The sequence below is a fragment of the Franzmannia qiaohouensis genome, assembly GCF_031451695.1.
In the GTDB taxonomy this organism is placed as follows: Bacteria; Pseudomonadota; Gammaproteobacteria; order Pseudomonadales; family Halomonadaceae; genus Franzmannia; species Franzmannia qiaohouensis.
Window position 1 is genome coordinate 301,680 of the sequence record NZ_JARWAM010000001.1, and the last position, 24,573, is coordinate 326,252.

24 protein-coding genes are annotated in these 24,573 nt (G+C 62.7%); all 24 read left to right on the plus strand.

Going from position 1 to position 24,573, the window contains the following annotated elements:
• Positions 1–160 precede the first annotated feature (160 nt).
• The 24 genes from erpA to QC821_RS01545 all read left to right on the plus strand — a co-directional run bounded on the left by erpA (position 161) and on the right by QC821_RS01545 (position 24,569).
• A complete protein-coding gene (gene erpA, locus QC821_RS01430; protein ID WP_309715978.1) occupies positions 161–514 on the plus strand; it encodes an iron-sulfur cluster insertion protein ErpA in 354 nt (117 codons plus the stop codon).
• 102 nt (positions 515–616) lie between these two features.
• Positions 617–1,402 carry a transporter substrate-binding domain-containing protein gene (locus QC821_RS01435; protein ID WP_309715981.1) on the plus strand — a complete coding sequence of 262 codons (786 nt, stop codon included), beginning with the start codon at positions 617–619 and terminating at the stop codon, positions 1,400–1,402.
• 80 nt (positions 1,403–1,482) lie between these two features.
• Positions 1,483–2,154 (plus strand): amino acid ABC transporter permease, encoded by a 672-nt coding sequence (locus tag QC821_RS01440; RefSeq protein WP_076749901.1) that lies wholly within the window; start codon positions 1,483–1,485, stop codon positions 2,152–2,154.
• A gap of 10 nt (positions 2,155–2,164) precedes the next feature.
• Positions 2,165–2,932, plus strand: a complete 768-nt coding sequence (locus QC821_RS01445) for an amino acid ABC transporter ATP-binding protein (protein WP_309715986.1) — start codon at positions 2,165–2,167, stop codon at positions 2,930–2,932.
• Positions 2,933–3,476: 544 nt separating this feature from the next.
• On the plus strand, positions 3,477–5,381 hold the full coding sequence (gene mnmG / locus QC821_RS01450; protein WP_309715989.1) for a tRNA uridine-5-carboxymethylaminomethyl(34) synthesis enzyme MnmG: 1,905 nt from the start codon (positions 3,477–3,479) through the stop codon (positions 5,379–5,381).
• A complete protein-coding gene (gene rsmG, locus QC821_RS01455) occupies positions 5,378–6,016 on the plus strand; it encodes a 16S rRNA (guanine(527)-N(7))-methyltransferase RsmG (protein WP_309715992.1) in 639 nt (212 codons plus the stop codon). The genes mnmG and rsmG overlap by 4 nt, the downstream gene beginning before the upstream one ends.
• 39 nt (positions 6,017–6,055) lie before the next feature.
• A complete protein-coding gene (locus QC821_RS01460; protein WP_309715995.1) occupies positions 6,056–6,826 on the plus strand; it encodes a ParA family protein in 771 nt (256 codons plus the stop codon).
• Between the two features lie 33 nt (positions 6,827–6,859).
• Complete coding sequence (locus tag QC821_RS01465) at positions 6,860–7,774, plus strand: ParB/RepB/Spo0J family partition protein (protein ID WP_309715998.1); 915 nt, start codon at positions 6,860–6,862, stop codon at positions 7,772–7,774.
• Between the two features lie 225 nt (positions 7,775–7,999).
• A complete protein-coding gene (locus QC821_RS01470) occupies positions 8,000–8,392 on the plus strand; it encodes an ATP synthase subunit I (RefSeq protein WP_309716001.1) in 393 nt (130 codons plus the stop codon).
• A 17-nt stretch (positions 8,393–8,409) separates the two neighbouring features.
• Entirely contained in the window at positions 8,410–9,237 is an 828-nt protein-coding gene (atpB, locus tag QC821_RS01475) for a F0F1 ATP synthase subunit A (protein ID WP_309716004.1), read from the plus strand.
• A gap of 75 nt (positions 9,238–9,312) precedes the next feature.
• Positions 9,313–9,540 (plus strand): F0F1 ATP synthase subunit C, encoded by a 228-nt coding sequence (atpE, locus tag QC821_RS01480; protein ID WP_089657994.1) that lies wholly within the window; start codon positions 9,313–9,315, stop codon positions 9,538–9,540.
• 78 nt (positions 9,541–9,618) lie between these two features.
• Entirely contained in the window at positions 9,619–10,089 is a 471-nt protein-coding gene (locus tag QC821_RS01485; protein WP_309716011.1) for a F0F1 ATP synthase subunit B, read from the plus strand.
• Between the two features lie 11 nt (positions 10,090–10,100).
• Positions 10,101–10,637: a F0F1 ATP synthase subunit delta gene (locus QC821_RS01490; RefSeq protein ID WP_309716014.1), complete on the plus strand. Its 537-nt coding sequence runs from the start codon at positions 10,101–10,103 to the stop codon at positions 10,635–10,637.
• A gap of 16 nt (positions 10,638–10,653) precedes the next feature.
• Positions 10,654–12,198, plus strand: coding sequence for a F0F1 ATP synthase subunit alpha (gene atpA / locus QC821_RS01495; RefSeq protein ID WP_309716017.1), 1,545 nt, complete (start codon positions 10,654–10,656; stop codon positions 12,196–12,198).
• 68 nt (positions 12,199–12,266) lie between these two features.
• Positions 12,267–13,154, plus strand: coding sequence for a F0F1 ATP synthase subunit gamma (gene atpG / locus QC821_RS01500; protein ID WP_191167950.1), 888 nt, complete (start codon positions 12,267–12,269; stop codon positions 13,152–13,154).
• Between the two features lie 48 nt (positions 13,155–13,202).
• Positions 13,203–14,579: a F0F1 ATP synthase subunit beta gene (gene atpD, locus QC821_RS01505; protein WP_309716023.1), complete on the plus strand. Its 1,377-nt coding sequence runs from the start codon at positions 13,203–13,205 to the stop codon at positions 14,577–14,579.
• Between the two features lie 27 nt (positions 14,580–14,606).
• Entirely contained in the window at positions 14,607–15,035 is a 429-nt protein-coding gene (locus QC821_RS01510) for a F0F1 ATP synthase subunit epsilon (RefSeq protein ID WP_309716026.1), read from the plus strand.
• A gap of 120 nt (positions 15,036–15,155) precedes the next feature.
• A complete protein-coding gene (gene mgtE / locus QC821_RS01515; protein ID WP_309716031.1) occupies positions 15,156–16,526 on the plus strand; it encodes a magnesium transporter in 1,371 nt (456 codons plus the stop codon).
• A 195-nt stretch (positions 16,527–16,721) separates the two neighbouring features.
• Positions 16,722–17,519, plus strand: a complete 798-nt coding sequence (locus tag QC821_RS01520) for an undecaprenyl-diphosphate phosphatase (protein WP_309716034.1) — start codon at positions 16,722–16,724, stop codon at positions 17,517–17,519.
• Positions 17,520–17,538: 19 nt separating this feature from the next.
• Positions 17,539–18,603 carry an FAD:protein FMN transferase gene (locus QC821_RS01525; RefSeq protein WP_309716037.1) on the plus strand — a complete coding sequence of 355 codons (1,065 nt, stop codon included), beginning with the start codon at positions 17,539–17,541 and terminating at the stop codon, positions 18,601–18,603.
• A gap of 13 nt (positions 18,604–18,616) precedes the next feature.
• Positions 18,617–19,978, plus strand: coding sequence for a bifunctional UDP-N-acetylglucosamine diphosphorylase/glucosamine-1-phosphate N-acetyltransferase GlmU (gene glmU, locus QC821_RS01530; protein ID WP_309716039.1), 1,362 nt, complete (start codon positions 18,617–18,619; stop codon positions 19,976–19,978).
• 140 nt (positions 19,979–20,118) lie between these two features.
• Positions 20,119–20,901, plus strand: a complete 783-nt coding sequence (locus tag QC821_RS01535; protein ID WP_309716042.1) for a DeoR/GlpR family DNA-binding transcription regulator — start codon at positions 20,119–20,121, stop codon at positions 20,899–20,901.
• A 4-nt stretch (positions 20,902–20,905) separates the two neighbouring features.
• On the plus strand, positions 20,906–22,741 hold the full coding sequence (gene glmS, locus QC821_RS01540) for a glutamine--fructose-6-phosphate transaminase (isomerizing) (RefSeq protein WP_309716047.1): 1,836 nt from the start codon (positions 20,906–20,908) through the stop codon (positions 22,739–22,741).
• Between the two features lie 118 nt (positions 22,742–22,859).
• Positions 22,860–24,569, plus strand: coding sequence for a DUF945 family protein (locus QC821_RS01545; protein WP_309716049.1), 1,710 nt, complete (start codon positions 22,860–22,862; stop codon positions 24,567–24,569).
• The last annotated feature ends 4 nt before the right edge of the window (positions 24,570–24,573 follow it).

Sequence of the window (24,573 nt, forward strand, 5' to 3'; positions counted from 1 at the left end):
ACTGCGGCCACTGACATCTGGTGGATGCCTTCAGCATACAATAGCCAGGCGTCGCGCCAACCCACGCGGCGATCACGAAAAGTTGACCCTTTTGCTAGGGATTGCCGATAATAGGTGGTTGTCTGGTAATTTTATCCACCCATGGCTCAGGAGCTCATCCATGAGCAGTGCCGAATCCTTCGTTCCGCGCCCGATGTTTCTCAGCGACAGCGCCCAGGCACGCCTGCGTGAGCTGATTAGCGAAGAGGGCAACCCGACGCTCAAGCTGCGCGTCTACGTGACGGGCGGTGGCTGCTCGGGTTTCCAGTACGGTTTCGATTTCGCCGATAACGTCGCCGACGACGATACCCTGATCGACTACGACGACGTGGCAATGATCGTCGACCCGCTCTCCTACCAGTATCTGGTCGGCTCCACCGTCGACTTCGAACGCGGCCTGGCCGGTGCCCGCTTTGTGATTCAGAACCCCAATGCCACCACGACCTGCGGCTGCGGTGCCTCCTTCATGGTCTGAGCAGCCGCTCAGCACGATCTACTGTTGCTTGACGCTTCCCCATTATCTCGCCATGGTTTAACGGCGTGTTCCATAAATAATCGTTCTACAATGGGGAACCCTATGCATCGTAATTCGCTAGATCGCTACCTCTCCCGAACCGCGCTGAGCGCAGCCGTTGCCTTGGGTCTCGGTGTTTCCGGCGCCGCCTTCGCCGACCTGCCAAGCGTCAACGTGGTGACCGACCCAAGCTTCGTGCCCTTCGAAATGATGGATCCGGATACCGGCGAGATGGTCGGCTTCGACATGGACATCATCAACGAGGTCGCCGAACGCGCCGGATTCGAGGTCAACCTCACCACCATGGAGTTTGCCGGCATCATCCCCGCCGTGCAGACCGGTAACCAGGAGATCGCCATCGCCGGGGTGACGATCACCGAAGAGCGCGCCGAGATCGTCGATTTCTCCGATCCCTACTACGATAGCGGCCTGCAGATCATCGTCCGCGCCGACAACGATGACGTCGAGACCATCGAGGATCTCGAAGGCATGAGCATCGCCACCCGGATCGGCTCCACCAGCTACGACTATCTGCAGGAAACCCTCGGCGACAGTGCCGATATCACGCCCTACCCAGGCAACAGCGACATGTACATGGCACTGCTCGGCGGCAACGTCGATGCCGCCTTCTACGATGCGCCCAACGTCGCCTACTTCTCCCAGACCCGCGGCGAAGGGCGTACCAAGGTGGTAGGTCCGCTCTACGAAGGCCAGCAGTACGGCATCGTCTTCCACAAGGGCAGCGAGTGGGTCGAACCCGCCAACCAGGCGCTGGCCGAGATGCGCGAAGACGGCACCTACGACGCCATCTATCAAGAGTGGTTCGGCGAATCCCCCGACGCCGACTGATTCTCCCACCAGCCTGACGGGGCCGGGACCACCCGGCCCCGTCGACGTTCTACTGCCTGTCCTCAACGGGAGACCCTGACGTGGACCTGACCTTTCAATTCAACTGGTCGGCGGCGTTCGCCTCGATTCCCTATCTGCTGCCGGGGATCCCCTATACGCTGCTGATCTCCTTCGGCGGACTGGCCATCGGCTTCTTCATCGGCATCTTCTTCGGCCTGCTGCGCATCAGCCCGCTGCGCTGGCTGCGCTGGCCGGCGATCTTCTATATCGAGGTGTTTCGCGGCACCCCGATCCTGGTGCAGGTGCTATTCATCTTCTACGGCCTGCCGCAGCTGCTCGGCGGCCCGATCAACGCCTTGGTCGCCGGCATTGCCGCCATCGCCATCAACTCCGGCGCCTATATATCGGAGATCGTCCGCGGCGGCGTACAGTCCATCGAACGCGGCCAGCGCGAGGCCTCGCTGTCGCTGGGCCTGTCGCGCACCCAGTCATTCCGCTACATCATCTGGCCCCAGGCGTTTCGGCGCATGATTCCCCCGCTCGGCAACCAGGGCATCATCAGCATCAAGGACACCTCGCTATTCTCGGTGATCGGTGTCGGTGAGCTGGTACGCCAGGGACAGATCTACATCGCCACCACCTTCACCGCTCTGGAGGTCTACTTCATGGTCGCGCTGATGTACCTGGCGATTACCTGGACGCTATCGCTGATCCTGCGCCAGCTGGAGCGCCGTGGCCTGGTTGGACAATAAGGAGCTACCCATGACAACCCAAACCCCCGCCGACCAGCCCATCGTCCATATGCAGCAGGTCAACAAGCACTTCGGTAGCCTGCACGTGCTCAAGGACATCGAACTCAGCGTCGCCCCCGGTGAAGTGGTGGTGATCATCGGTGCCAGCGGCTCCGGCAAGTCGACGCTGATCCGCTGCATCAATGGCCTCGAGGAATTTCAGGCCGGTCATATCGAGGTCGACGGCAACGCCTTGACCCCGCACGGCAAGAGCAGCAAGGCGCTGCAGACCATCCGCACCGAAGTCGGCATGGTCTTCCAGCAGTTCAACCTGTTTCCGCACCTCAGCGTGCGCGACAACATCACCCTGGCACCGCTCAAGGTTCGCGGCGTCAGCCGGCAGCAAGCAGCAAGCACCGCCGAGCGTCTGCTCGAGCGAGTCGGCATCAGCGATCAGGCCGACAAGTACCCCAGCCAGCTCTCCGGCGGCCAGCAGCAGCGTGTGGCACTGGCCCGGGCGCTGGCCATGGAACCGCGGCTGATGCTGTTCGACGAGCCGACATCGGCGCTGGATCCGGAAATGATCGGCGAAGTGCTCGATGCCATGCGCGAGCTGGCCAGGGAGGGCATGACGATGATGATCGTCACCCACGAGATGGGCTTCGCCCGCGAAGTCGCCGATCGTGTGGTCTACATCCACGGCGGTGAAATCGTCGAACAGGGGCCTCCCGCAACCCTATTCGATAGCCCTCAGCATGATCGCACCCAAAGCTTCCTGGCGCGGGTTCTCAAGCACTGACACTGCGTCAAGCGGGATGCTGATAAAGGCCAGTCGCACAGCGACTGGCCTTTTTTTGGCATTTTTTTGCCTGTGGACAAAAAAAATCCAACCGCCATCGAATCGCGCTACACCCCCCGTCACCATGGTGCTGGTGATTTTTTCACCGCCTGTGGGCGGTCGCGGTGACAAGCATCACCAAGCTCGGTGGATAAACGGTGGGCGATTGTGGCTGTGCACAAAGCGGCTTTTCATCCACAGGCTCACGCCCATCTGTCCGCAGCCGATACGCCTCTTGTCCGTCAATTCCTCAACACTGCAATTCATTGATATTTGTTAGTAAAGTCCACTTACCCACAGAAAGTGTCCACACTAGTAGTCACTACAACAACAGAACTTCTTTCTTACTCTACTTATTTTTATTCTTGTCTTAGTCAGGTGAGGCAGGACTGACCAAGACGGTGTGGAAAACCCCTGACGGTTACCCACAGGAGGTTTATACTGGGCAGCCAATTTCCAGCATTGATCATTTTTTCGGCACCACTGGTGCCATTCGAGGTGCAACGTGGATTACCCCGACCGCTTTGACGTCATCGTCATCGGCGGTGGCCATGCGGGAACCGAAGCCGCCCTGGCCTCCGCTCGCATGGGCTGTCAGACCCTGCTGCTGACCCATAACATCGAGACCCTGGGCCAGATGTCCTGCAATCCCGCCATCGGCGGGATCGGCAAGAGTCATCTGGTCAAGGAGATCGATGCGCTGGGCGGTGCCATGGCGCTGGCCACCGACCGGGGAGGGATCCAGTTCCGGGTGCTCAACGCACGCAAGGGGCCGGCGGTGCGGGCCACTCGCGCTCAGGCCGACCGGGTGCGCTACAAGGCTGCGATCCGCGGCATGCTCGAGCAGCAGCCCAACCTGACGCTGTTCCAGCAGGCCGCCGGCGACCTGATCGTCGATGGCGACAGCGTGCGCGGCGTGGTCACTGAAACCGGTATCCGCTTTCACACCGAGAGCGTGGTGCTGTGTACCGGAACCTTCCTCGGCGGGGTGATCCATATCGGCCTCGACCGCAGCCACGGGGGCCGTGCCGGCGACCCGCCGTCCAACGCCCTCGCCGAGCGGCTACGAGCGCTGCCGTTCAACGTGGCACGGCTGAAAACCGGCACACCGCCGCGGTTGGACGCCAAGAGCGTCGATTTCAGCCAGCTCGAGGAGCAGCCCGGCGACAGCCCCACCCCGGTGATGTCCTACCTCGGTGAACTCGGGATGCATCCGCGCCAGGTCAGCTGTCATATCGCCCACACCAACGCGCGAACGCACGAGATCATCCTCGCCAATCTCGATCGCTCGCCAATGTACTCCGGCGTCATCGAAGGCGTGGGGCCGCGCTACTGTCCGTCGATCGAGGACAAGGTCCATCGCTTCGCCGACAAGGCCAGCCATCAGGTGTTCGTCGAACCCGAGGGCCTGGATACCCACGAGCTCTACCCCAACGGGATCTCCACCTCGCTGCCCTTCGATGTGCAGCTGCAGGTGGTGCGTTCGATCAAGGGACTGGAGAACGCCCATGTTACCCGGCCCGGCTACGCCATCGAGTACGATTTCTTCGATCCGCGTGATCTGAAGCACTCGCTGGAGACCAAATTTATCCACAACCTGTTCTTTGCCGGGCAGATCAATGGCACAACCGGCTATGAGGAGGCTGGCGCCCAGGGGCTGCTGGCGGGTCTCAACGCCGCGCGGCGTGCCAAGGGGCTAGACAGCTGGTCGCCGCGGCGTGACGAGGCCTACCTGGGAGTGCTGGTGGACGACCTGATCACCATGGGCACCCAGGAACCCTATCGGATGTTTACCTCACGCGCCGAGTATCGCCTGCTGCTGCGCGAAGACAACGCCGACCTGCGCTTGACCGAAATCGGCCGTGGCTTGGGCCTGGTCGACGATGACCGCTGGACGGCTTTCTGCACCAAGCGTGAAGCCGTCGAACGCGAGCAGGCACGGCTCAAGGCCAGCTGGGTACAGCCGGGCACCGCCGCCGGCGATGCTATCGCCGACAAGACCGGCCAGCCGCTGGCCCATGAGTATTCGCTGCTCGACCTGCTCAAGCGACCCGAGCTCGAGTATCGCGACCTGGCATCCCTGCCCGGCATCGAGGGGCAGCCGGTCGATGACGACGCCGTCGCCGAGCAGGTCCAGATCCAGGCCAAGTATCAGGGCTACATCGCTCGCCAGCAGCACGAGATCGACAAGCTCAAGCGCCACGAGGCCACGCCACTGCCCGCCGAACTCGACTTCGAGCAGGTCGAAGGGTTATCCCACGAGATCCGCCAGAAACTCAGCGCTGCGCGGCCGGAGACCCTCGCCCAGGCCGGGCGAATCGCCGGCGTCACGCCGGCGGCGGTGTCGATCCTGCTGGTTCATCTCAAGAAGCGCCGCCTGCTCGATGACACCCGGGTGGCCAACGCATGATCGATGCTGGTATCGCTGCTCGGCTGGACGAAGGTCTCCAACGACTCCATATCACCCCCGACGACACCCAGCGCGAGCAGCTCCTCGGCCTGCTCAGCCTGTTGCACAAGTGGAACCGCGCCTATAACCTCACCGCGGTACGCTCGCTGGAGGACATGGTGCCTCGTCATCTGCTCGACAGCGCCGCGGTACTGCCCTTCGTTAGCGGCCCAAGGCTGCTCGACGTGGGCGCTGGCCCGGGGTTTCCCGGGCTGGTATTGGCGATCCTGGCGCCTCGGCTACAGGTCAGCCTGCTCGACAGCAATGGCAAGAAAGTACGCTTTCAACGCCAGGCTGTGCTGGAATTGGAACTCGACAACGTGACGCCAATACAGGCGCGGGTCGAAGCGCTCGAGGCGCAGCCCTTCGACCAGGTGATTTCGCGCGCCTTCGCCAGCCTCGACGATTTCGTGACGCTGAGCGATCATCTGCTTGCCCCTGCGGGGCAGTGGCTGGCGATGAAAGGGCCCGGTGCCGACGACGAACTGGCAGGACTGCCGTCGAACGTCATACTGCGTCGTCGCCATGCGCTGCAGGTCCCCTTCGAGAGCGCTCAGCGACAGCTGCTGGTACTCGAACGCCACGCGCTCACCTAGGCCTACCACGGCAGGCCGGCACAAGGAAGGAAGTCGCTCGTGACCAAGATCATCGCCTTGACCAATCAGAAGGGTGGCGTGGGCAAGACCACCACCGCCGTCAATCTTGCCGCCAGCTTGGCGGCGCTTGACCGACGCGTACTGCTGGTCGATCTCGATCCCCAGGGCCATGCCACCATGGGCAGCGGCATCGACAAGCATGAGCTCGACGGCAGCGTGCTCGACGTGCTGATGGGCGACAAGCGCGCCACCGAGGTGATTCTCGACTGTCCCCAGGCCGGCTATGCGCTGCTGCCCGGCAACGGCGACCTGACCGCCGCCGAGGTCGACCTGCTCGACCGCGACCAGGGACGCGAGCGCTGCCTGCTCGACGCCATACGCGAGCTGGCCGCCGAGTACGACGTGGTGCTGATCGACTGCCCGCCGTCGCTCAACATGTTGACCGTCAATGCGCTGACCGCGGCGGACGGTCTGCTGATCCCCCTGCAGTGCGAATTCTATGCCCTCGAAGGGCTTTCGGCGCTGCTCGATACCGTCGAGCAGATCAAGGACAGCGTGAACCCCGATCTCGAGATCCTGGGCATCGTGCGCACCATGTTCGACTCGCGCAACAGCTTGACCCGCGATATCAGCAAGCAGCTGCGCGACTACTTCGGTGACACCCTGCTCAAGACCACCATTCCGCGCAATGTGCGGGTCGCTGAAGCGCCAAGCCATGGCCTGCCGGTCACCAAGTACGCGCGTTTTTCGCGTGGCAGCCAGGCCCACCGGGTGCTGGCCAAGGAACTGATTCGTCGACTGTCGCTGTAAGCGATATCGCCATCTGCCAGTGAGGAAGTGCCGATGACCCGTAAACGTGCCCTGGGACGTGGCCTGGATGCTTTGATCGGTGGTGGTGCCCGACGCCGCGACGGTGAGCCGCTGGGCGAGGTCGATCTCGAGGCCGCTGGCGATTCCGCCGAGGCGGTGCCGGGTGGTGCCGACGAGCGCCTCGAGCGACTGCCGCTGGGGCAGTTGACGCGCGGCAAGTACCAGCCGCGCCGCGACATCCAGCCCGAAGCCTTGGAAGAGCTGGCCGATTCGATTCGCGCCCAGGGCGTGATGCAGCCGATCGTGGTGCGCCCCATCGGCGATGCGCGTTACGAGATCATCGCCGGCGAACGGCGCTGGCGCGCCGCCCAGCTGGCCGAGCTGGATACCATTCCGGCGGTGATTCGCGAGGTCAGCGACCAGGTTGCGCTGGCGCTGGCGCTGATCGAGAACATTCAGCGCGAAAACCTCAATCCGATGGAAGAGGCGATGGCGCTCAAGCGGCTTATGGAAGAGTTCGAGCTGACCCAGCAGCAGACTGCCGATGCGGTGGGCAAGTCGCGCGCCCAGGTGGCCAACCTGCTGCGCCTGATGGCCCTGGACCCGGAAGTGCAGACACTGCTCGAACGCGGCGACCTGGACATGGGCCACGCTCGGGCACTGCTGTCGCTGAGCGGTGCCAAGCAGCGTCGCGCCGCCCACGAAGTGGTCAACCGCGACCTTACGGTTCGCGATACCGAGGCCCTGGTCAAGCGTATCGCTGCCGGCGAACCCAAGAAGGCCGATAAACCTGCTCCGAGTCCCGACGTGGCGCGCCTCGAAACACGGCTTGGTGATCTGCTGGGGGCCCCGGTCAAGATTCAGCACGGCCGCGGCGGCAAGGGACGACTGACCATTCGCTACGCCAGCCTCGACGAGCTGGACGGCATTCTCGAGCATATCCGCTGAGCGCAAGGCGCGCTTATCAAATTAGCACGCTAATGGGTTTTGCCTGCTGAGTCTCCCCCATTGGTCCTAAGCCGGCGTCATATCGCGCAAAATCGCCGCGCTCTCGGTTGAAGGTGGTGGGGGGCTTCCCTATAATCCGCGGTTGTTTGCTTTATGGATGGGCGTAACACGCTGCCGCGCCGGTTGGTCATTGTCACTGCGCCGAGCGCCGCAACGAGGTATCCAATGCACGTAAGCGCCCGTCGTAGAGGATTGTCATGGCAGCGACTGCCGCTGGCGCAGCTGTTGTCGGCGTTAGTGCTAGGCCTGCTGGCGCTGCTGAGTGCTGGGTCAGGCGCAATGTACAGCGCGCTGCTGGGCGGCGGTGTTGCGCTGCTGCCGACGCTCTATTTCCTGTGGCGAGGGCTACAGGTGCGCGATGGGCGCCGGCCTCGCACCAGCGTGGCAAATTTCTACCAAGCAGCAGTCGGCAAGTTCGGTTTGACGGTGGCACTGTTCGTGATCGTGTTCGTGTCAGTGCCCCCTTCAAACCCGACTTTTTTCTTTATCGCCTATGTGGCGGCCCAGAGCATGCACTGGCTGACTCCCTGGCTACTGCGTGACCGGCCGACCCCCTGACCCGAGGTAAGCAGCGTATGGCAGCGGATAACGAAATGACCGCCATCTATTACATACAGCACCACCTCCAGAACCTGACCTTCGGCAAGCATCCGGAAAATGGCTGGTCGCTGGCGTCCACGTCGCAGGAAGCCGTGGAGATGGGTTTCATGGCCATTCACCTGGATACCATGGGCTGGTCGATCGCCATGGGCGCCCTGTTCATCTGGGTGTTTCGCAAGGCCGGGCGCATGGCTACCACCGGGGTGCCAGGCGGTCTGCAAAATGCTGCAGAAATGGTCATCGAGTTCATCGAGAACCTGACCCGCTCGACCTTCCATGGCAAGAACCCGATGATTGCGCCGCTGGCGCTGACGCTGTTCATGTGGATCCTGCTGATGAACAGCCTCAAGCTGATCCCGGTCGACTACGTGCCCGAGATGTTCGGACGTCTCGGCGTCGAGTACATGAAGATCGTGCCCACCACCGACGTCAACGCCACGCTGGGCATGGCACTGGGCGTATTCCTGCTGATCATCTACTCCAGCTGCCGGGTCAAAGGCGTTGCCGGATTCGGTAAAGAGCTGGCGCTCACGCCCTTCAATACCTGGCTGCTGGCCCCGTTCAACCTGATCCTCGAGATCGTCGGCCTGCTGGTCAAGCCGATCAGCCTGGGGCTGCGTCTTTTCGGCAGCATGTTCGCCGGTGAAGTGATCTTCATCCTTATCGCCCTGCTGCCGTTCTGGGCCATCTGGATGCTGGACGTGCCGTGGGCCATCTTCCACATCCTGATCGTATCGCTGCAGGCGTTCATCTTCACGACACTGTCGATCGTGTACCTGAGCGCAGCGCACGAGCATCATTAAGCATTATCAACCGAGCAACGATTGCAAACGCGGTAACTTTAAACCTGACCTCAACTTGAACTTAGGAGCACCACCATGGAAATCGTTTACCTTGCTGCGGCCATCATCATCAGCGTCAGCGCCCTGACTACCGGTTTCGGCTTCGCCATCCTTGGCGGCAAGCTGCTCGAAACCACCGCACGTCAGCCGGAACTGGGCGACCAGCTGCAGACCCGTACCTTCATCATGGCCGGCCTGCTCGACGCCGTTCCGATGATCGGCGTGGGTATCGCGATGTACCTGATCTTCGTCGTTGCCGGGTAACGAGTCACCTTGCCGAGCGCGTGATGCGCTCGGCGTGCTTGTTTCCGGTCGCCACGAAACCGTCAGAGGTATCATCCTGTGAATATCAACATGACGCTTATCGGGCAGACGATCGCCTTCGCGATCTTTGTCTGGTTTTGCACAAAGTACGTGTGGCCACCGCTCAGCCAGGCGCTCCACGAGCGTCAGAAGCGCATTGCCGATGGCCTCGATGCGGCCAGCCGCGCTTCGCGTGACCTGGAGCTTGCCCAGGAGCAGGCCGAGCAGACGCTGCGTGAAAGCAAGGAGCAGGCCTCCGAGATTCTCGAGCAGGCGCACAAGCGCTCCACGCAGATGATCGAAGAAGCGCGCGATCAGGCCCGCAGCGAGGGCGAACGCCTGGTTGCCAGCGCCCGCGCCGAAATCGATCAAGAGGTCAATCGCGTGAAGGATGAGCTGCGTGCTCAAGTCGCCACGCTGGCCCTGATTGGCGCCGAGCGTGTTCTGGAGTCCTCCATCGACGAGAAGGCGCACCGCGAGATGCTCGACAAGCTCGCTGCCGAACTGTGAGGAGGTGATCCATGGCGGAAACATCTACCGTTGCCCGGCCCTACGCCAAGGCAGCGTTCGAGTACGCACGCGATCATCAGGCGCTGACGACCTGGTCCGAGTGGCTCAATGTCCTTGGCCAGGTCGTTGCCCATAGCGAGCTCAAGAAGGTGCTGTCGAGCCCCAAGCTGACCGACGCGCGCAAGGTCGAGCTGCTTATCGAGGTGGCCGACATCAAGCTCGACGACGACGCACGGCGTTTTCTCGAGACCCTGGCCAGTCAGGATCGCCTGGCCGCGCTGACGTCCGTCGCCGCGCAGTTCGAGGCCCTGCGGGCCGATCACGAACAGCGCGTCGACGTGACGGTGGTCTCGGCCTATGCGCTCGAAGACAAGCAGCAGAAAAAGCTCGCCAGTGCGCTCAAGAAGCGCCTGAATCGCGAAATCTCCATTACCACTCAGGTAGACCCGGCGCTGCTGGGCGGTGTGATCCTGCGTGCCGGCGATACCGTCATCGACGGTTCGGTACGCGGTCGATTAAACCGCCTGCGCGAGTCGCTCTACGCCTGAGTCTGAGGGACATGGCATGCAGCAACTGAATCCTTCCGAGATCAGCGACATCATCAAGCAGCGTATCGAGAAGCTTGACGTCGCATCCGAGGCCCGTAACCAGGGCACCATCGTCAGCGTCTCCGACGGCATCGTACGTATTCACGGCCTGGCCGACGCGATGTTCGGTGAGATGATCGAATTCCCCGGCAGCATCTTCGGCATGGTGCTCAACCTCGAGCGCGACTCCGTCGGTGCCGTGGTGCTGGGCGACTACCTGCAGCTCGAAGAGGGCATGACCGCCAGCTGTACCGGTCGCATCCTCGAGGTGCCGGTGGGTCCCGAGCTGATCGGCCGCGTGGTCGATCCGCTGGGCATCCCCATCGACGGCAAGGGCGACATCGACGCCAAGCTGACCGATGCGGTGGAAAAGGTCGCCCCCGGCGTCATCACCCGTCAGTCCGTCGACGAGCCGATCCAGACCGGTCTCAAGTCGATCGACGCCATGGTGCCGATCGGCCGCGGTCAGCGTGAGCTGATCATCGGCGACCGCCAGATCGGTAAGTCGGCGATCGCCATCGACGCCATCATCAACCAGAAGGGCAAGGGCGTCACCTGCGTCTACGTGGCCATCGGCCAGAAGCAGTCGACGATTGCCAACGTGGTGCGCAAGCTCGAAGAGCACGGCGCCATGGAGCACACCATCGTGGTCGCCGCCGGCGCTGCCGACCCGGCCCCGATGCAGTTCCTGGCCGCCTACTCCGGCTGCACCATGGGTGAGTACTTCCGCGACCGCGGCGAGGACTCGCTGATCGTCTATGACGATCTCTCCAAGCAGGCCGTGGCCTATCGTCAGGTATCGCTGCTGCTGCGTCGTCCGCCGGGCCGTGAAGCCTACCCGGGTGACGTCTTCTATCTCCACTCGCGTCTGCTCGAACGCGCCGCGCGGGTCAACGCCGACTACGTCGAGAAGTTCACCAACGGTGAAGTGAAGGGCAAGACCGGTTCGCTGACCGCGCTGCCGATCATCGAGACCCAGGGTGGCGACGTCTCGGCGTTCGTGCCGACCAACGTCATCTCGATTACCGATGGTCAGATCTTCCTCGAAACCAACCTCTTCAACTCGGGCATCCGCCCGGCGATCAACGCCGGTCTCTCGGTGTCGCGGGTAGGTGGCTCGGCGCAGACCAAGATTATCAAGAAGCTCGGCGGCAGCGTACGCCTGGCGCTGGCTCAGTATCGCGAGCTGGCAGCGTTCTCGCAGTTTGCGTCTGACCTCGACGAGGCCACCCGCAAGCAGCTCGAGCACGGTCAGCGCGTCACCGAGCTGATGAAGCAGAACCAGTATTCGCCGCTGTCCGTGGCCGAGATGGCGCTGTCGCTGTACGCCGCCAACGAAGGTCACCTGGATGACGTCGAGGTCAGCAAGGTGCTGGACTTCGAGCGTGCTCTACACGAGTACATGAAGTCCGAGCACGCCGAGCTGCTCGACAAGATCAACCAGACCGGCGACTACGGCAGCGAGATCCAGGAAGGCTTGAAGGCGGGTCTCGAGAAGTTCAAGGCGACTCAGAGCTGGTAATGCCGAGGGCCCGCTCTTCGGAGTGGGCCAGCATGCTTTCTGAGAGCCACGAACGAGGGTAGATCGCTATGGCAGCTGCAAAAGAGATACGCACCCAGATCGGGAGCATCAAGAATACGCAGAAGATCACCAGCGCCATGGAAATGGTGGCTGCGTCGAAGATGCGTAAAGCCCAGGACCTGATGAAGGCCAGCCACCCCTATTCGCGGTTGATCCGCGACGTGGTGGCGCATATCGCCGATGCCGACATGGATCCCGAGGACATGCACCCGTACATGGTCGAACGCTCCGTGGAGCGGGTCGGCTATATCGTGGTGTCCACCGACCGCGGCCTGTGCGGTGGCTTGAACGTCAACCTGTTCAAAGCCGTCCTCAGGGATGCCAAGGCCTGGCGCGACCAGGGCGCAGAACTGGAGTTTTGTGCCCTGGGCACCAAGGCCAGCACGTTCTTCCGCAACTACGGGGGCAACCTCGTGGCGGCCAAGAGCGGGCTTGGCGAATCGCCGCGGGTCCAGGACCTGATCGGTAGCGTCAAGGTCATGCTGGAAGCGTATGACGAAGGGCGTCTGGATCGGCTATTCGTGGTGTACAACGAATTCGTCAACACCATGACGCAACAGCCGGTGGTCAGACAGCTCCTGCCGCTCTCTCCTGACATTGGAGAGGCGCATGATGATGAAGAACAGACTCGTCCCGGAAGCTGGGACTACCTGTATGAGCCGGATGCCAAGGTGCTGCTGGACCGGCTGCTAGAGCGCTTCATCGAGTCGCAGGTCTATCAGTCGGTGGTCGAGAACACCGCCTGTGAGCAGGCTGCGCGGATGATAGCGATGAAGAGTGCCACCGATAACGCCGGTGGTCTGATCGACGATCTGCAACTGGTGTACAACAAGGCCCGTCAGGCCGCGATTACCCAGGAAATATCGGAGATCGTCGGTGGCGCAGCCGCCGTATAGCAGCTTGGGAAGCCAGGTTTCATTTGCAGGTATTTAAGAGGAACCAAGATGAGCGGACGTATCGTACAAATCATCGGCGCGGTGATTGACGTAGAGTTTCCGCGGGACTCAGTGCCCAAGGTCTACGACGCGCTGAAGGTCGCAGAAGTCGACACCGTGCTTGAGACTCAGCAACAGCTGGGCGACGGCGTGGTGCGGACCATCGCCATGGGCTCCACCGAGGGCCTCAAACGCGGCATGGACGTCGCCAACACCGGCGCAGCCATCTCCGTACCGGTAGGCAAGGAAACGCTGGGTCGGATCATGAACGTGCTCGGCGAGCCGATCGATGAGGCTGGCGACATCGGTGAGCAGGAGCGCATGCCGATCCACCGCAAGCCCCCCACCTATGCCGAGCAGGCGGCCTCCAACGAGCTGCTCGAGACCGGCATCAAGGTCATCGACCTGGTCTGCCCGTTCGCCAAGGGCGGCAAGGTTGGCCTGTTCGGCGGCGCCGGCGTCGGCAAGACCGTCAACATGATGGAGCTGATCCGTAACATCGCCACCGAGCACAGCGGTTACTCGGTGTTCGCCGGTGTCGGTGAGCGTACCCGTGAGGGTAACGACTTCTATCATGAAATGACCGAATCCAACGTTATCGACAAGGTGGCGCTGGTCTACGGTCAGATGAACGAGCCGCCGGGCAACCGCCTGCGTGTGGCGCTGACCGGCCTGACCATCGCCGAGAAATTCCGCGATGAAGGTCGCGACGTACTGCTGTTCGTCGATAACATCTACCGCTACACCCTGGCCGGTACCGAGGTCTCGGCACTGCTGGGTCGTATGCCCTCGGCGGTAGGCTATCAGCCGACCCTGGCCGAGGAGATGGGCGTGCTGCAGGAGCGTATCACCTCGACCAAGACCGGCTCGATCACCTCCGTGCAGGCGGTCTACGTACCGGCGGATGACTTGACCGATCCGTCGCCGGCGACCACCTTCTCGCACCTCGACGCTACCGTGGTACTGGCGCGCTCCATCGCCGAGCTGGGTATCTACCCGGCCATCGATCCGCTCGACTCCACCTCGCGTCAGCTGGACCCGCTGGTGGTCGGCCAGGAGCACTACGACACCGCCCGCGGCGTGCAGAACGTGCTGCAGCGCTACAAGGAGCTCAAGGATATCATCGCCATCCTGGGCATGGACGAGCTGTCCGACGAGGACAAGCTGGCCGTGTCGCGGGCGCGTAAGATCCAGCGCTTCCTGTCGCAGCCGTTCTTCGTCGCCGAGGTGTTCACCGGGGCGCCCGGCAAGTACGTGTCGCTCAAGGACACCATCCGCGGCTTCCAGGGTATCCTCAACGGTGAGTATGACGAGCTGCCGGAACAGGCCTTCTACATGGTCGGTTCGATCGACGAAGCCGTCGAGAAAGCCAACCAAATGAAGTAAGGCCGTCCACCCAGAGGGGACAACACTATGGCGAACAGCTTCAAGTGCGAGATTGTCAGCGCAGAGGAAGCGGTGTTCTCCGGCGAGGTCGAGCAGGTGGTCGCCGCCGGGATCATGGGTGACCTGGGCATTCTGCCCGGTCACACGCCGCTGCTGACCGAGCTCCAGCCGGGGCCGGTCAGGGTAACGCTGGCGGGCGGCGCCGAGGAGAACTTCTACATCTCGGGCGGCTTCCTCGAGGTCCAGCCCAAGGTGGTGTCGATTCTTGCCGACGCGGCTACCCGCGCCGGTGACATCGATGAAGCGGCGGCCGAAGAGGCCCGCCAGCAGGCGCTCAAGTCGTTCAACGAGAAGTCCTCGGAGTTGGATTACTCGCGCGCGGCGGCGGAACTTGCCGAGGCGGTGGCTCAGCTCAGGACGATCCAGCAGCTGCGCAAGAAGGCTGGCAAGAGCTGATCGGTTCCTGCCGTGAAAAGCGCCCCCCGCGTCGTTGACCGGGGGGCGTTTTCGTGTCTGCTATGATGGTCGCCATGCCCGCCACCTAATCTGCCCGATTACGGCGTCAGGAGGATGCCTATGTCATTGAATGAATCCCTGACCGAACAGAAGAGCACGCTGCTCGAGGCGCTGCAGTCGGACGCTGCCGATCTCGACGACGTGCTGCCCGAGCTGCGTGCCGCGGATATCGCCGAAATCCTCGAGGATATTGCCGAGGAAGACGACGATACGCCCACCGTCTTTGCCCTGCTCGACCATCTCTCGGTGGAACGACGTGCCAATGTGTTTGGCTACCTGCCGAGCGACATGCAGGGCGAGTTGGCCGAAGCGATGTCCGACGAGACGCTGCTTGCGCTGTTCGAGGAGATGAGTTCGGATGAACGTGCCGACCTCTTCAACCTGCTCGACGAGGATCGTCGCGAGGGCCTGCTGCGACGCATGGCCAGGCAGGAGCGTGAGGACCTCAAGCGGCTGGCCAGCTACGAAGAGGGCACCGCCGGGGCGATCATGACCTCCGACTATGTGGCGATCCCCAGCGGCATGACGGTGTCACAGGCGCTGATGCGGGTGCGCCAGACGGCGCCGGATGCCGAGACCGTCTACCAGATCTACGTACTCGCCGAGGAGGGGCGCCTGGCCGGCACGCTATCGTTGCGCCAGCTGATGGTGGCGCGCCCGGGAGCGCTGGTCGATGACCTGATGATCAAGGACGTGATCAGTGCACGCGTCGATGATCCCCAGGAGGACGTGGCGCGGCTGGTGGCGCGTTATGACCTGCTGGCGGTGCCGGTTATCGACGCCGATGAGCGGATGGTGGGCATCGTCACCCACGATGACGCCATGGACGTCGCCGAGGAGGAGGCCACCGAGGATTTCCACAAGGGGATGTCCATCGGCGCCCTGGAAGATGGCGTCAGCCGGGTGCCGCTGTGGAGCCTCTATCGCAAGCGCGTTACCTGGCTGGTGCTGCTGGTGTTTGCCAACCTGTTCTCCGGTGCGGGTATCGCCTACTTCGAAGAGACCATCGCCGCCCAGGTGGCGCTGGTGTTCTTCCTGCCGCTGCTGATCGGCAGCGGCGGTAACGCCGGCGCCCAGGCCGCCACCCTGATGGTGCGCGGCATGGCCACTGGCGATGTCGGGGTCAAGGACTGGGGCACGTTGCTGGGACGCGAGCTGCTGGTGGCGGGCTCCCTGGGCCTGACCATGGCGCTGGCGGTGGCCCCCATCGGGGTGATGCGCGGCGGTGAGGCGGTGGCCATGGTGGTGGCCATGAGCATGGTGATCATCGTGCTGTTCGGCAGCCTGCTGGGGATGTGCCTGCCCTTCCTGCTCAACCGCCTGGGCTGGGATCCCGCCACCGCCTCGGCGCCGCTGGTGACTACGCTGATCGACGCCTCCGGGGTAGTGATCTACTTCAGCATTGCCACGGCAATCCTGACCAGCGTGTGATCAGCGCACATAAGCGTCGAGGATTATGGCGATGACCGCAACAGGCCGCTTATTTGCGTGAGGGATGTCATGCTCAGACGGCGGACAAGCTGTTACCGAGTGTGTATCCTTGTTCGCGGTCATCCTGTCCAGGAGGTGGGCAGGTAAACGCCGCGCCGTTCTAAGAGCATCATCTACAGGCCCTAAAGGATTAGCATGGATTGGCTACAGGTCGTCGTTCTCTCGCTGGTGCAGGGGCTTACCGAGTTCCTGCCCATCTCCAGCTCTGCCCACCTGATCCTGGTGCCGGTACTGACCCCATGGGAAGATCAAGGGCTGGCCTTCGACGTGGCACTGCACATCGGCAGCCTGGCGGCGGTCATCGTCTACTTCCGGCATGAACTCAGACGTATGACGCTGAGCTGGGTGGCTTCCTGTCGCGGCCAGGGTAGCGATGAAGATGGTCGCCTGGCGTGGTGGGTCATCGTGGCTACAATTCCGGTCGGGTTGATCGGTCTGGTGTTCAAGGAAACCATCGAGCTGGAGCTTCGTTCACCGCTGATTCTGGCCATTAGCCTGATCGGCTTCGGGCTCCTGCTTGGCTACGCCGACTGGCGTAAGCACGGTACGCGTAGCGAATATCAGTTGAGTCTCAAGGACGCACTGCTGATTGGCGGCGCCCAGGCGCTGGCGCTGATTCCCGGCACCTCACGCTCCGGTATCACCATCACCGCCGCGCTGCTGCTGGGCATGAACCGTGAAGCGGCGGCGCGCTTCTCGTTTCTGATGTCGATTCCGGTCATCGTGCTGGCCGGCGGCCTCGAGGTGGTTGGCCTGATTCGCGAGCCCGAGGACGTCGCCTGGACGGCGATGATCGTGGGCACCTTGCTGTCTGGCATCAGCGCCTATCTGTGCATCCACTATTTCCTGGTCTTCATCAAGCGCATCGGCATGCAGCCGTTCGTGATCTATCGGATTATATTTGGACTCTGGCTGCTGTGGTTCTTCTGGTAGCCCCTGGAGGACATCAACCATGTACGTCACCCGTTTTATTGTTCCACTACTGCTTGCCGCGCTGTTGGCCGGCTGCGGCGAGCGAGACCCCGAGCTCGACTCACCGGTGCGCCTCGAAGGCAATATCTTTGGCTCCTTCTATCAGGTCACCATCGCCGACCCGCTGACGCGCAGTCAGGCCGAAGCGCTTGAGGAGGGCTTCGTTGCCGAGCTCGATGATGTCGATGCGGCAATGTCGATCTATCGTGATGACAGTGAATTGATGGACCTCAACCGCACGCCGGAGGGTGAGTGGTTGGCGCTCTCCGATGCGCTGTTCGAGGTGCTGGCGGTGAGTCAGTCGGTAGCCGAGAAGAGTGACGGCAGCTTCGATGTCACCGTAGGGGGGCTGGTCAACCTGTGGAGCTTCGGCTCGGAAGCGCGGCCCGCGGAGGTGCCGACGTCGGAGGAGCTGGATCAGCGCCTCGACGAGGTCGGTCATGACAAGCTCGAGCTGGACGCCAGCGAGACCCGCGCCAGGCGCACTGGCGATGTGTTCATCGACCTCGGCGGGGTGGCCAAGGGGCACGGCACCGATCGGGTCGCCGCCTATCTCGATAGCCAGGGCATCGAGCACTACCTGGTCAACCTGGGGGGTGACCTGATCGTCAAGGGCTATCGCGACGAGGAGCAGAACCCATGGCGGATCGGTGTCGAGGTGCCTGACGGCAGCCGCCAGGTGGCCCACCATACGCTACCGCTGCACGATATCTCGGTGGCCACCTCCGGTGACTACCGCAACTATTTCGAGGCACAAGGGCAGCGCTATTCGCACACCATCGACCCACGCAGCGGTATGCCGATCGAACACGCGCTGGCCTCGGTGACGGTGCTACACCCCTCCAATGCCTGGGCCGATGCCTGGGCCACGGCGCTGATGACGCTGGGGCCAGATGATGGCCTGCGACTGGCCGAGCAGCACGACCTGATGGTGCTGCTGCTGGTGCGCGAGGGAGACGGCTGGGCGACGCGGGTAAGCTCGGCATTGATCGACTATTTTGGCATCGACACCCTCGCCGACATTGGCATCGACGTGGACGACTGAACAAGGAGAGACCATGACCCTCGACGTAGTGATTCTAGCCGCCGGTCAGGGCACACGGATGCGTTCGACGCGGCCCAAGGTGCTGCACAGCCTGGCCGGCAAGCCGATGGTGCGTCACGTCATCGACACTGCCGCAACGCTTGGCGCCGAGAAACTGCACGTGGTGATCGGCCACGGTGGCGACCAATTGCGCCAGGCGCTGGGCGACTGCCCGGTGAGCTTCGCCGTGCAGGCCGAGCAGAAGGGCACCGGCCATGCGGTGGCCCAGGCGCTTGATGCGCTGGGGCCCGACAAGGTGCTGGTACTGTACGGCGATGTGCCCTTGATTCGGCGCGAGACCCTGGCGGCACTGCTCGACAGCGTCAGCGAACAGCAGATGGCACTGCTCACCGTGACCCTCGACGACCCCAGCGGCTATGGGCGTATCCTGCGCGACGCCGCCGGTCAGGCGGTGGCCATCGTCGAGCACAAGGATGCCAGCGAGAGCGAGCGGGCGGTCCAGGAGTGCAATACCGGGATCATGGCGATGACCAGCGCCCAGCTGCGCCGCTGGTTGCCTCAGCTGTCGGCGGATAACGCCCAGGGCGAGTACTACCTGACCGACGTGATCGCGCTGGCCGCCGCCGAAGGAGTGAGCATCGCCACCGCCCAGCCGGCCAGCCCCATGGAAGTCGAGGGGGTCAACAACCGCGCCCAGATGGCGCGCCTCGAGCGCGCCCACCAGCAGGCCATTGCCGAGCGGCTGATGACCGAGGGCGTGGCGCTGGCCGACCCGGCACGCCTCGACGTGCGCGGCAGCCTGCGCTGCGGCCACGACGTGGAGATCGACGTCGGCTGCGTATTCGAAGGCGAGGTGGAACTGGGTGAAGGGGTGCGCATCGGTCCCTACTGCGTGATTCGCGACAGCCATATCGGCGCCGAGAGCGTGATCGAGGCACATAGCGTGATCGAGGGCGCGGTGGCCGCCGGGCGTAATCGCATCGGGCCCTTCGCGCGTCTGCGCCCCGGGTCGCGCCTGGCGGTCGGCGCCAAGGTCGGCAACTTTGTCGAGACCAAGAACGTCGAGGTCGGCGAGGGCAGCAAGATCAATCACCTGAGCTATGTCGGCGACGCCAGCCTGGGGCGCGGGGTCAACGTCGGAGCGGGTACCATCACCTGCAACTATGACGGTGCCAACAAGCATCGCACCGAGATCGGCGACGACGCCTTCATCGGTTCCAACACTGCCCTGGTGGCGCCGGTAAGCGTCGGCAAGGGCGCCACCGTGGGTGCCGGCTCGACCATCGGCAAGGACGTTGCCGACGGGGCCCTGGCAGTGTCCCGGGCGCGGCAGATCAGCAAGTCCGACTGGCCACGTCCGACCAAGGATTCCTAGCGCATCCAGCAACCCGCCATGACGCCGCTTCGGCTTGGCTGAAGCGGCTTTTTCGTGGCCGGGACTTGACGCTGCACGGCTATTGGTCTTTCATTTGGCAATTAATTTCTTTCGATTCGAAACTTTAAGATTGATATGGAATGACCAAACGAAATACGGCCCAGCGGCGGCATGCCATTCTGGCATGCGTCAACGCCGAGGGCGAAGTCAGCGTCGAGGCCCTGGCACAGCGCTTCGACTTCTCCGAGGTGACGATACGCAAGGATCTGGCCACCCTCGAGAAGAGCGGGCTGCTGCTGCGTCGCCACGGTGGCGCAGTGCCACTGCCCGTCGAGCTGCTGGACGGTGCCGTCAATATCTCGCCTGCAAAGCGGGCCATTGCCCGGGCAGCAGTTGAGCGGCTCCGAGAGCATAACCGCATCATCGTCGATAGCGGCACCACGACCTCGGCGATGATTCCAGAACTCGATGGCAAGACCGGTCTGGTGGTCATGACCAACTCCCTGGCGGTGGCCAATGCGCTTCATGCCCTGGAGCGCGAGCCCATGCTGCTGATGACGGGTGGCACCTGGGACCCGCATTCCGAATCGTTTCAGGGCCAGGTCGCCGAACAGGTGCTGAGGCACTACGACTTCGACCAGCTGTTCATCGGCGCCGATGGCATCGACCTGGCGCGAGGTACCACGACGTTCAATGAATTGCTGGGACTATCGCGGGTAATGGCCGAAGTGGCCCGCGAGGTCGTGGTACTGGTGGAGGCCGACAAGATCGGCCGACGTATTCCCAACCTCGAGTTGCCGTGGGGCTGCATCGATACATTGATCACCGATCATCGTCTCGATCCTGCCGACCGCCGAACAATCGAGGCCCATGATGTAGAGGTTGTCACCGTTACGGTGGATGACGCAGAGTCCAGGAGGTAGCGCGATGTGTGGAATCGTTGGAGCAGTAGCCGGGCGTAACGTGCAGGGTATTCTGCTCGAGGGGCTGCGGCGCCTCGAGTATCGAGGCTATGACTCGGCCGGCATGGCGGTGCTCGATGAGAGCGGAAGCCTGGAACGGCAGCGCGCGGTGGGCAAGGTCGCCGCTCTGGCCGAGCGGCTCGAGCAGTCGGCCCTGCCGGGGCGAGTAGGTATCGCCCATACCCGCTGGGCGACCCACGGCAAGCCCAGCGTGTCTAACGCTCATCCCCATCAGTCCGCGGGTCGTCTGGCGGTGGTGCACAACGGCATCATCGAGAACTTCGAGGCCCTCAAGGCTGACCTGCAGGCCAGCGGCTACGTATTCGAATCCGAGACCGATACCGAGGTCATTGCCCATCTGCTGGATCGCGAGAGCGCTGCCCAGGGCGACCTGCTGGCGGCGGTGCAGCGGGTCCTGGCTAGGCTTGCCGGGGCCTATGCGCTGGGCGTGATGCACGCCGCCGAGCCGGACGTGGTGATCGGCGCACGCAAGGGCAGCCCGCTGGTGGTGGGGGTAGGCATCGAGGAGGCCTTCCTGGCCTCTGACCCGCTGGCGCTGCTGCAGGTCACCGACCGCTTCATCTACCTCGAGGAGGGTGATGTGGTGCGCCTCTCGCGGGGCGGAGTGATCGAGATCGTCGACGCCGAGGGGCGCTCGGTCGAGCGTGAGGTGCAGACCTTCGAGCACGGCGACGGGGCCGCCAGCAAGGGCAATTACCGCCACTTCATGCTCAAGGAGATCCACGAGCAGCCGGCGGTCATTGCCCAGACCCTGGAGGGGCGCCTGAGCGAGCGTGGGGTGCTGGTCAAGAGCTTCGGGGTCGAGGCCGAGGCGCTGTTTTCGAAGGCCAAGCAGATCCATATCATCGCCTGCGGCACCAGCTACCATGCCGGCATGGTGGCGCGCTACTGGCTCGAGCGCTACGCTGGCATTCCCACTCAGGTAGAGGTCGCTTCGGAGTATCGCTACCGCCGCGTGGTGGTGCCCGAAGACACCCTGTTCGTGACCCTCTCTCAGTCCGGCGAGACTGCCGACACCCTGGCGGCGCTACGCTTTGCCAAGGACAGCGGCTATCTCGGCAGTCTGGCGATCTGCAACGTGCCGGGCAGTTCACTGGTGCGGGAGTCGGATCTCACGCTGATGACCCACGCCGGCCCCGAGATCGGCGTGGCCTCGACCAAGGCCTTCACCACCCAGCTCACTGCGCTGATGCTGTTTACCCTGGCGCTAGGCCGCCAGCGCGGCATGGACGATGACCAGCAGGGGCAGATCGTGGCGGCGCTACGTGGGTTGCCGGCGCTGGTCACCCGGGTGCTGGCGCTGGATCCCGAGATCGAACAGCTGTCGGTAGATTTTGCCGAAAAACACCACGCCCTGTTCCTGGGGCGTGGGGCGCATTTCCCGATCGCCCTGGAGGGTGCACTGAAGCTCAAGGAGATCTCTTACATTCACGCCGAGGCCTACCCGGCCGGTGAGCTCAAGCACGGGCCGCTGGCGCTGGTCGACAGCGAGATGCCGGTGATTTCGGTGGCGCCCAACGATGAGCTGCTCGACAAGCTCAAGTCGAACCTGCAGGAGGTCCGCGCCCGCGGCGGTGAGCTCTACGTATTTGCCGACGAGCAGGTGGCGATCGACGCCGGCGAGGGCATCAAGGTACTGCACCTGCCCCACGTCCACGAAGCGCTGGCACCGATCCTGTATACCCTGCCGCTGCAGCTGCTCTCCTATCACGTGGCGGTACTCAAGGGGACCGACGTCGATCAGCCGCGTAACCTGGCCAAGTCGGTAACGGTGGAGTAAAACCCCTAGCTTACTTTTCTTGTTTATTATCGTTAAACTTTACTTCGACCTAGGGCAGTAATAATAACTTATTGCTGCCCTGTTCGACGTAAATGAAAAACGAGAAAAGGATATCGGCATGGGGAAGGGACAGCAGCGTCAGGGAAGTGTATTCAAACGATCAGTGGTCATTATCCTGGGATTGGCACTTGTCGTAGGTTTGGCAGCTCCCTACTGGTTAGGTCAACGGATCGAACAGAAGTACGCGGATTATCTGCAGCAGTTACAGCGCTTCGGTTATATAGAGGTCGAAAATCTGGCCTACGAGCGTGGCTGGCTGGAGGCAAATGCCGCATACGAACTCGTACTCGAACCGGAGTTTGCGCAGTTTTATACAGGCCTTCTCGGCACTGCCATGGAGCAGGAGTTCGAAGGCGAACCATTGCGGATCCGCGTCGATGATCAGATTACCCATGGTCCCTTCATTGGCGCCTTCGCCAGTATCGAAGGACGTGCGGACGCCTCGGGTTGGCTATTCGATCAGCTGGTTCAAATGGAGGTTAACGGGAGTATCTCACGCTACGATGCCAGGGTCGGTTTCGACCAGGTCGTGGTTGGTGAGTGGGCTCCCATGCAGATGGTTTTGACAGCCGGCCCGCTGCTGAGCGACGCAGGTCTGGAACTACGCTACGACCTCGATTACCAAGGCGGTGATTTCCGCTACGATCCATCCCTTGGTGAGTATCGAAGCTCCAATCGCATGGGGCCGGCGCGATTGGAGGAGCCCAACGCTACCCATACCTTCGAAGGTTCCACCGCGGAGTTCGTGGCCTCCTTCCCCGAGGGGGTGCTGCGTGATGTCATGTTCAGCTCGCAGGAAGGACCGATCGTCACCGAAAGCCGTGACGTCGAGTGGGCGGGCGACTCGCGCATCGATGGACAGAGCGTCGACATTCAGCTGCAGTTCGATGGGCAGGGTCGCTTCGAGGGCTTCACGACCCGCTATGCGCTGCAGGGTTTCGAAGCCGAGGAGCCGGAGCTGTTTCTGACCATGCAGGACATGGGGGCGGAAATCACGGCGACTCGCCAGGACCAAAGCAGCTGGTACGGCCAACTGGATGTAAGCCTCGAGGGGCTGACACTGCGTGAGCTGGATTCGCCGAGTCTCAAAGTGCAAGACATGCATTACCGCCTGGACCTGGCGCCGGAATCCGCGGAGCACTTCCGGGTAGCGCAATTGCTAGCCGCAAGCGGGCTGCGCATTCAGGGCGTAAACGATCCGATTGCGCTGCACGTCGAGTCAAGCTATGGACAGTTGCCGCGGGCGCAATACGACACGCTATGGGGCCTGATTCATGAGGCCGTCGGCCAATTCTCGTGGGAAGACCCCGATCGGCTGTTGCCGATATTCGAGCGTATGGAACGCGTCGGCGAAGAACTGTTAGCGGGCCGTTCCACGATCAGCGTCAAGCCGTTCACCTTCAGCATGGGCGAGGCGGATATTGACCTGCAACTGGAGGCCGATCTGTCGCTGGTGGATCTGGCAGCCTTCGAAAATGGCGGGCTGCTTGCCCCCGAGAGTCGCCTGGATCTGAGCGTGAATGCTTCCGAACGACTGCTGCACAAGCTGTTTCGCGAGTCACTGCAGCAGCAGCTCGGCGGACTGAGGTCAGATAGTGAGCTCGATGCGATGGCAAAGGAAGCCGTGGCAGATAGCCTGCAGGCCATGCTGGAGCTAGGCGTAGTGCGTCGCGAGGAGGATGAACGCTACTCCCTCGAGGCTCAGCTACGCGATGGCCAGCTGCTGTTGAACGGTGAGCCGGGAGAGTGGCTACTGGAGCAGTTCTAAGCAG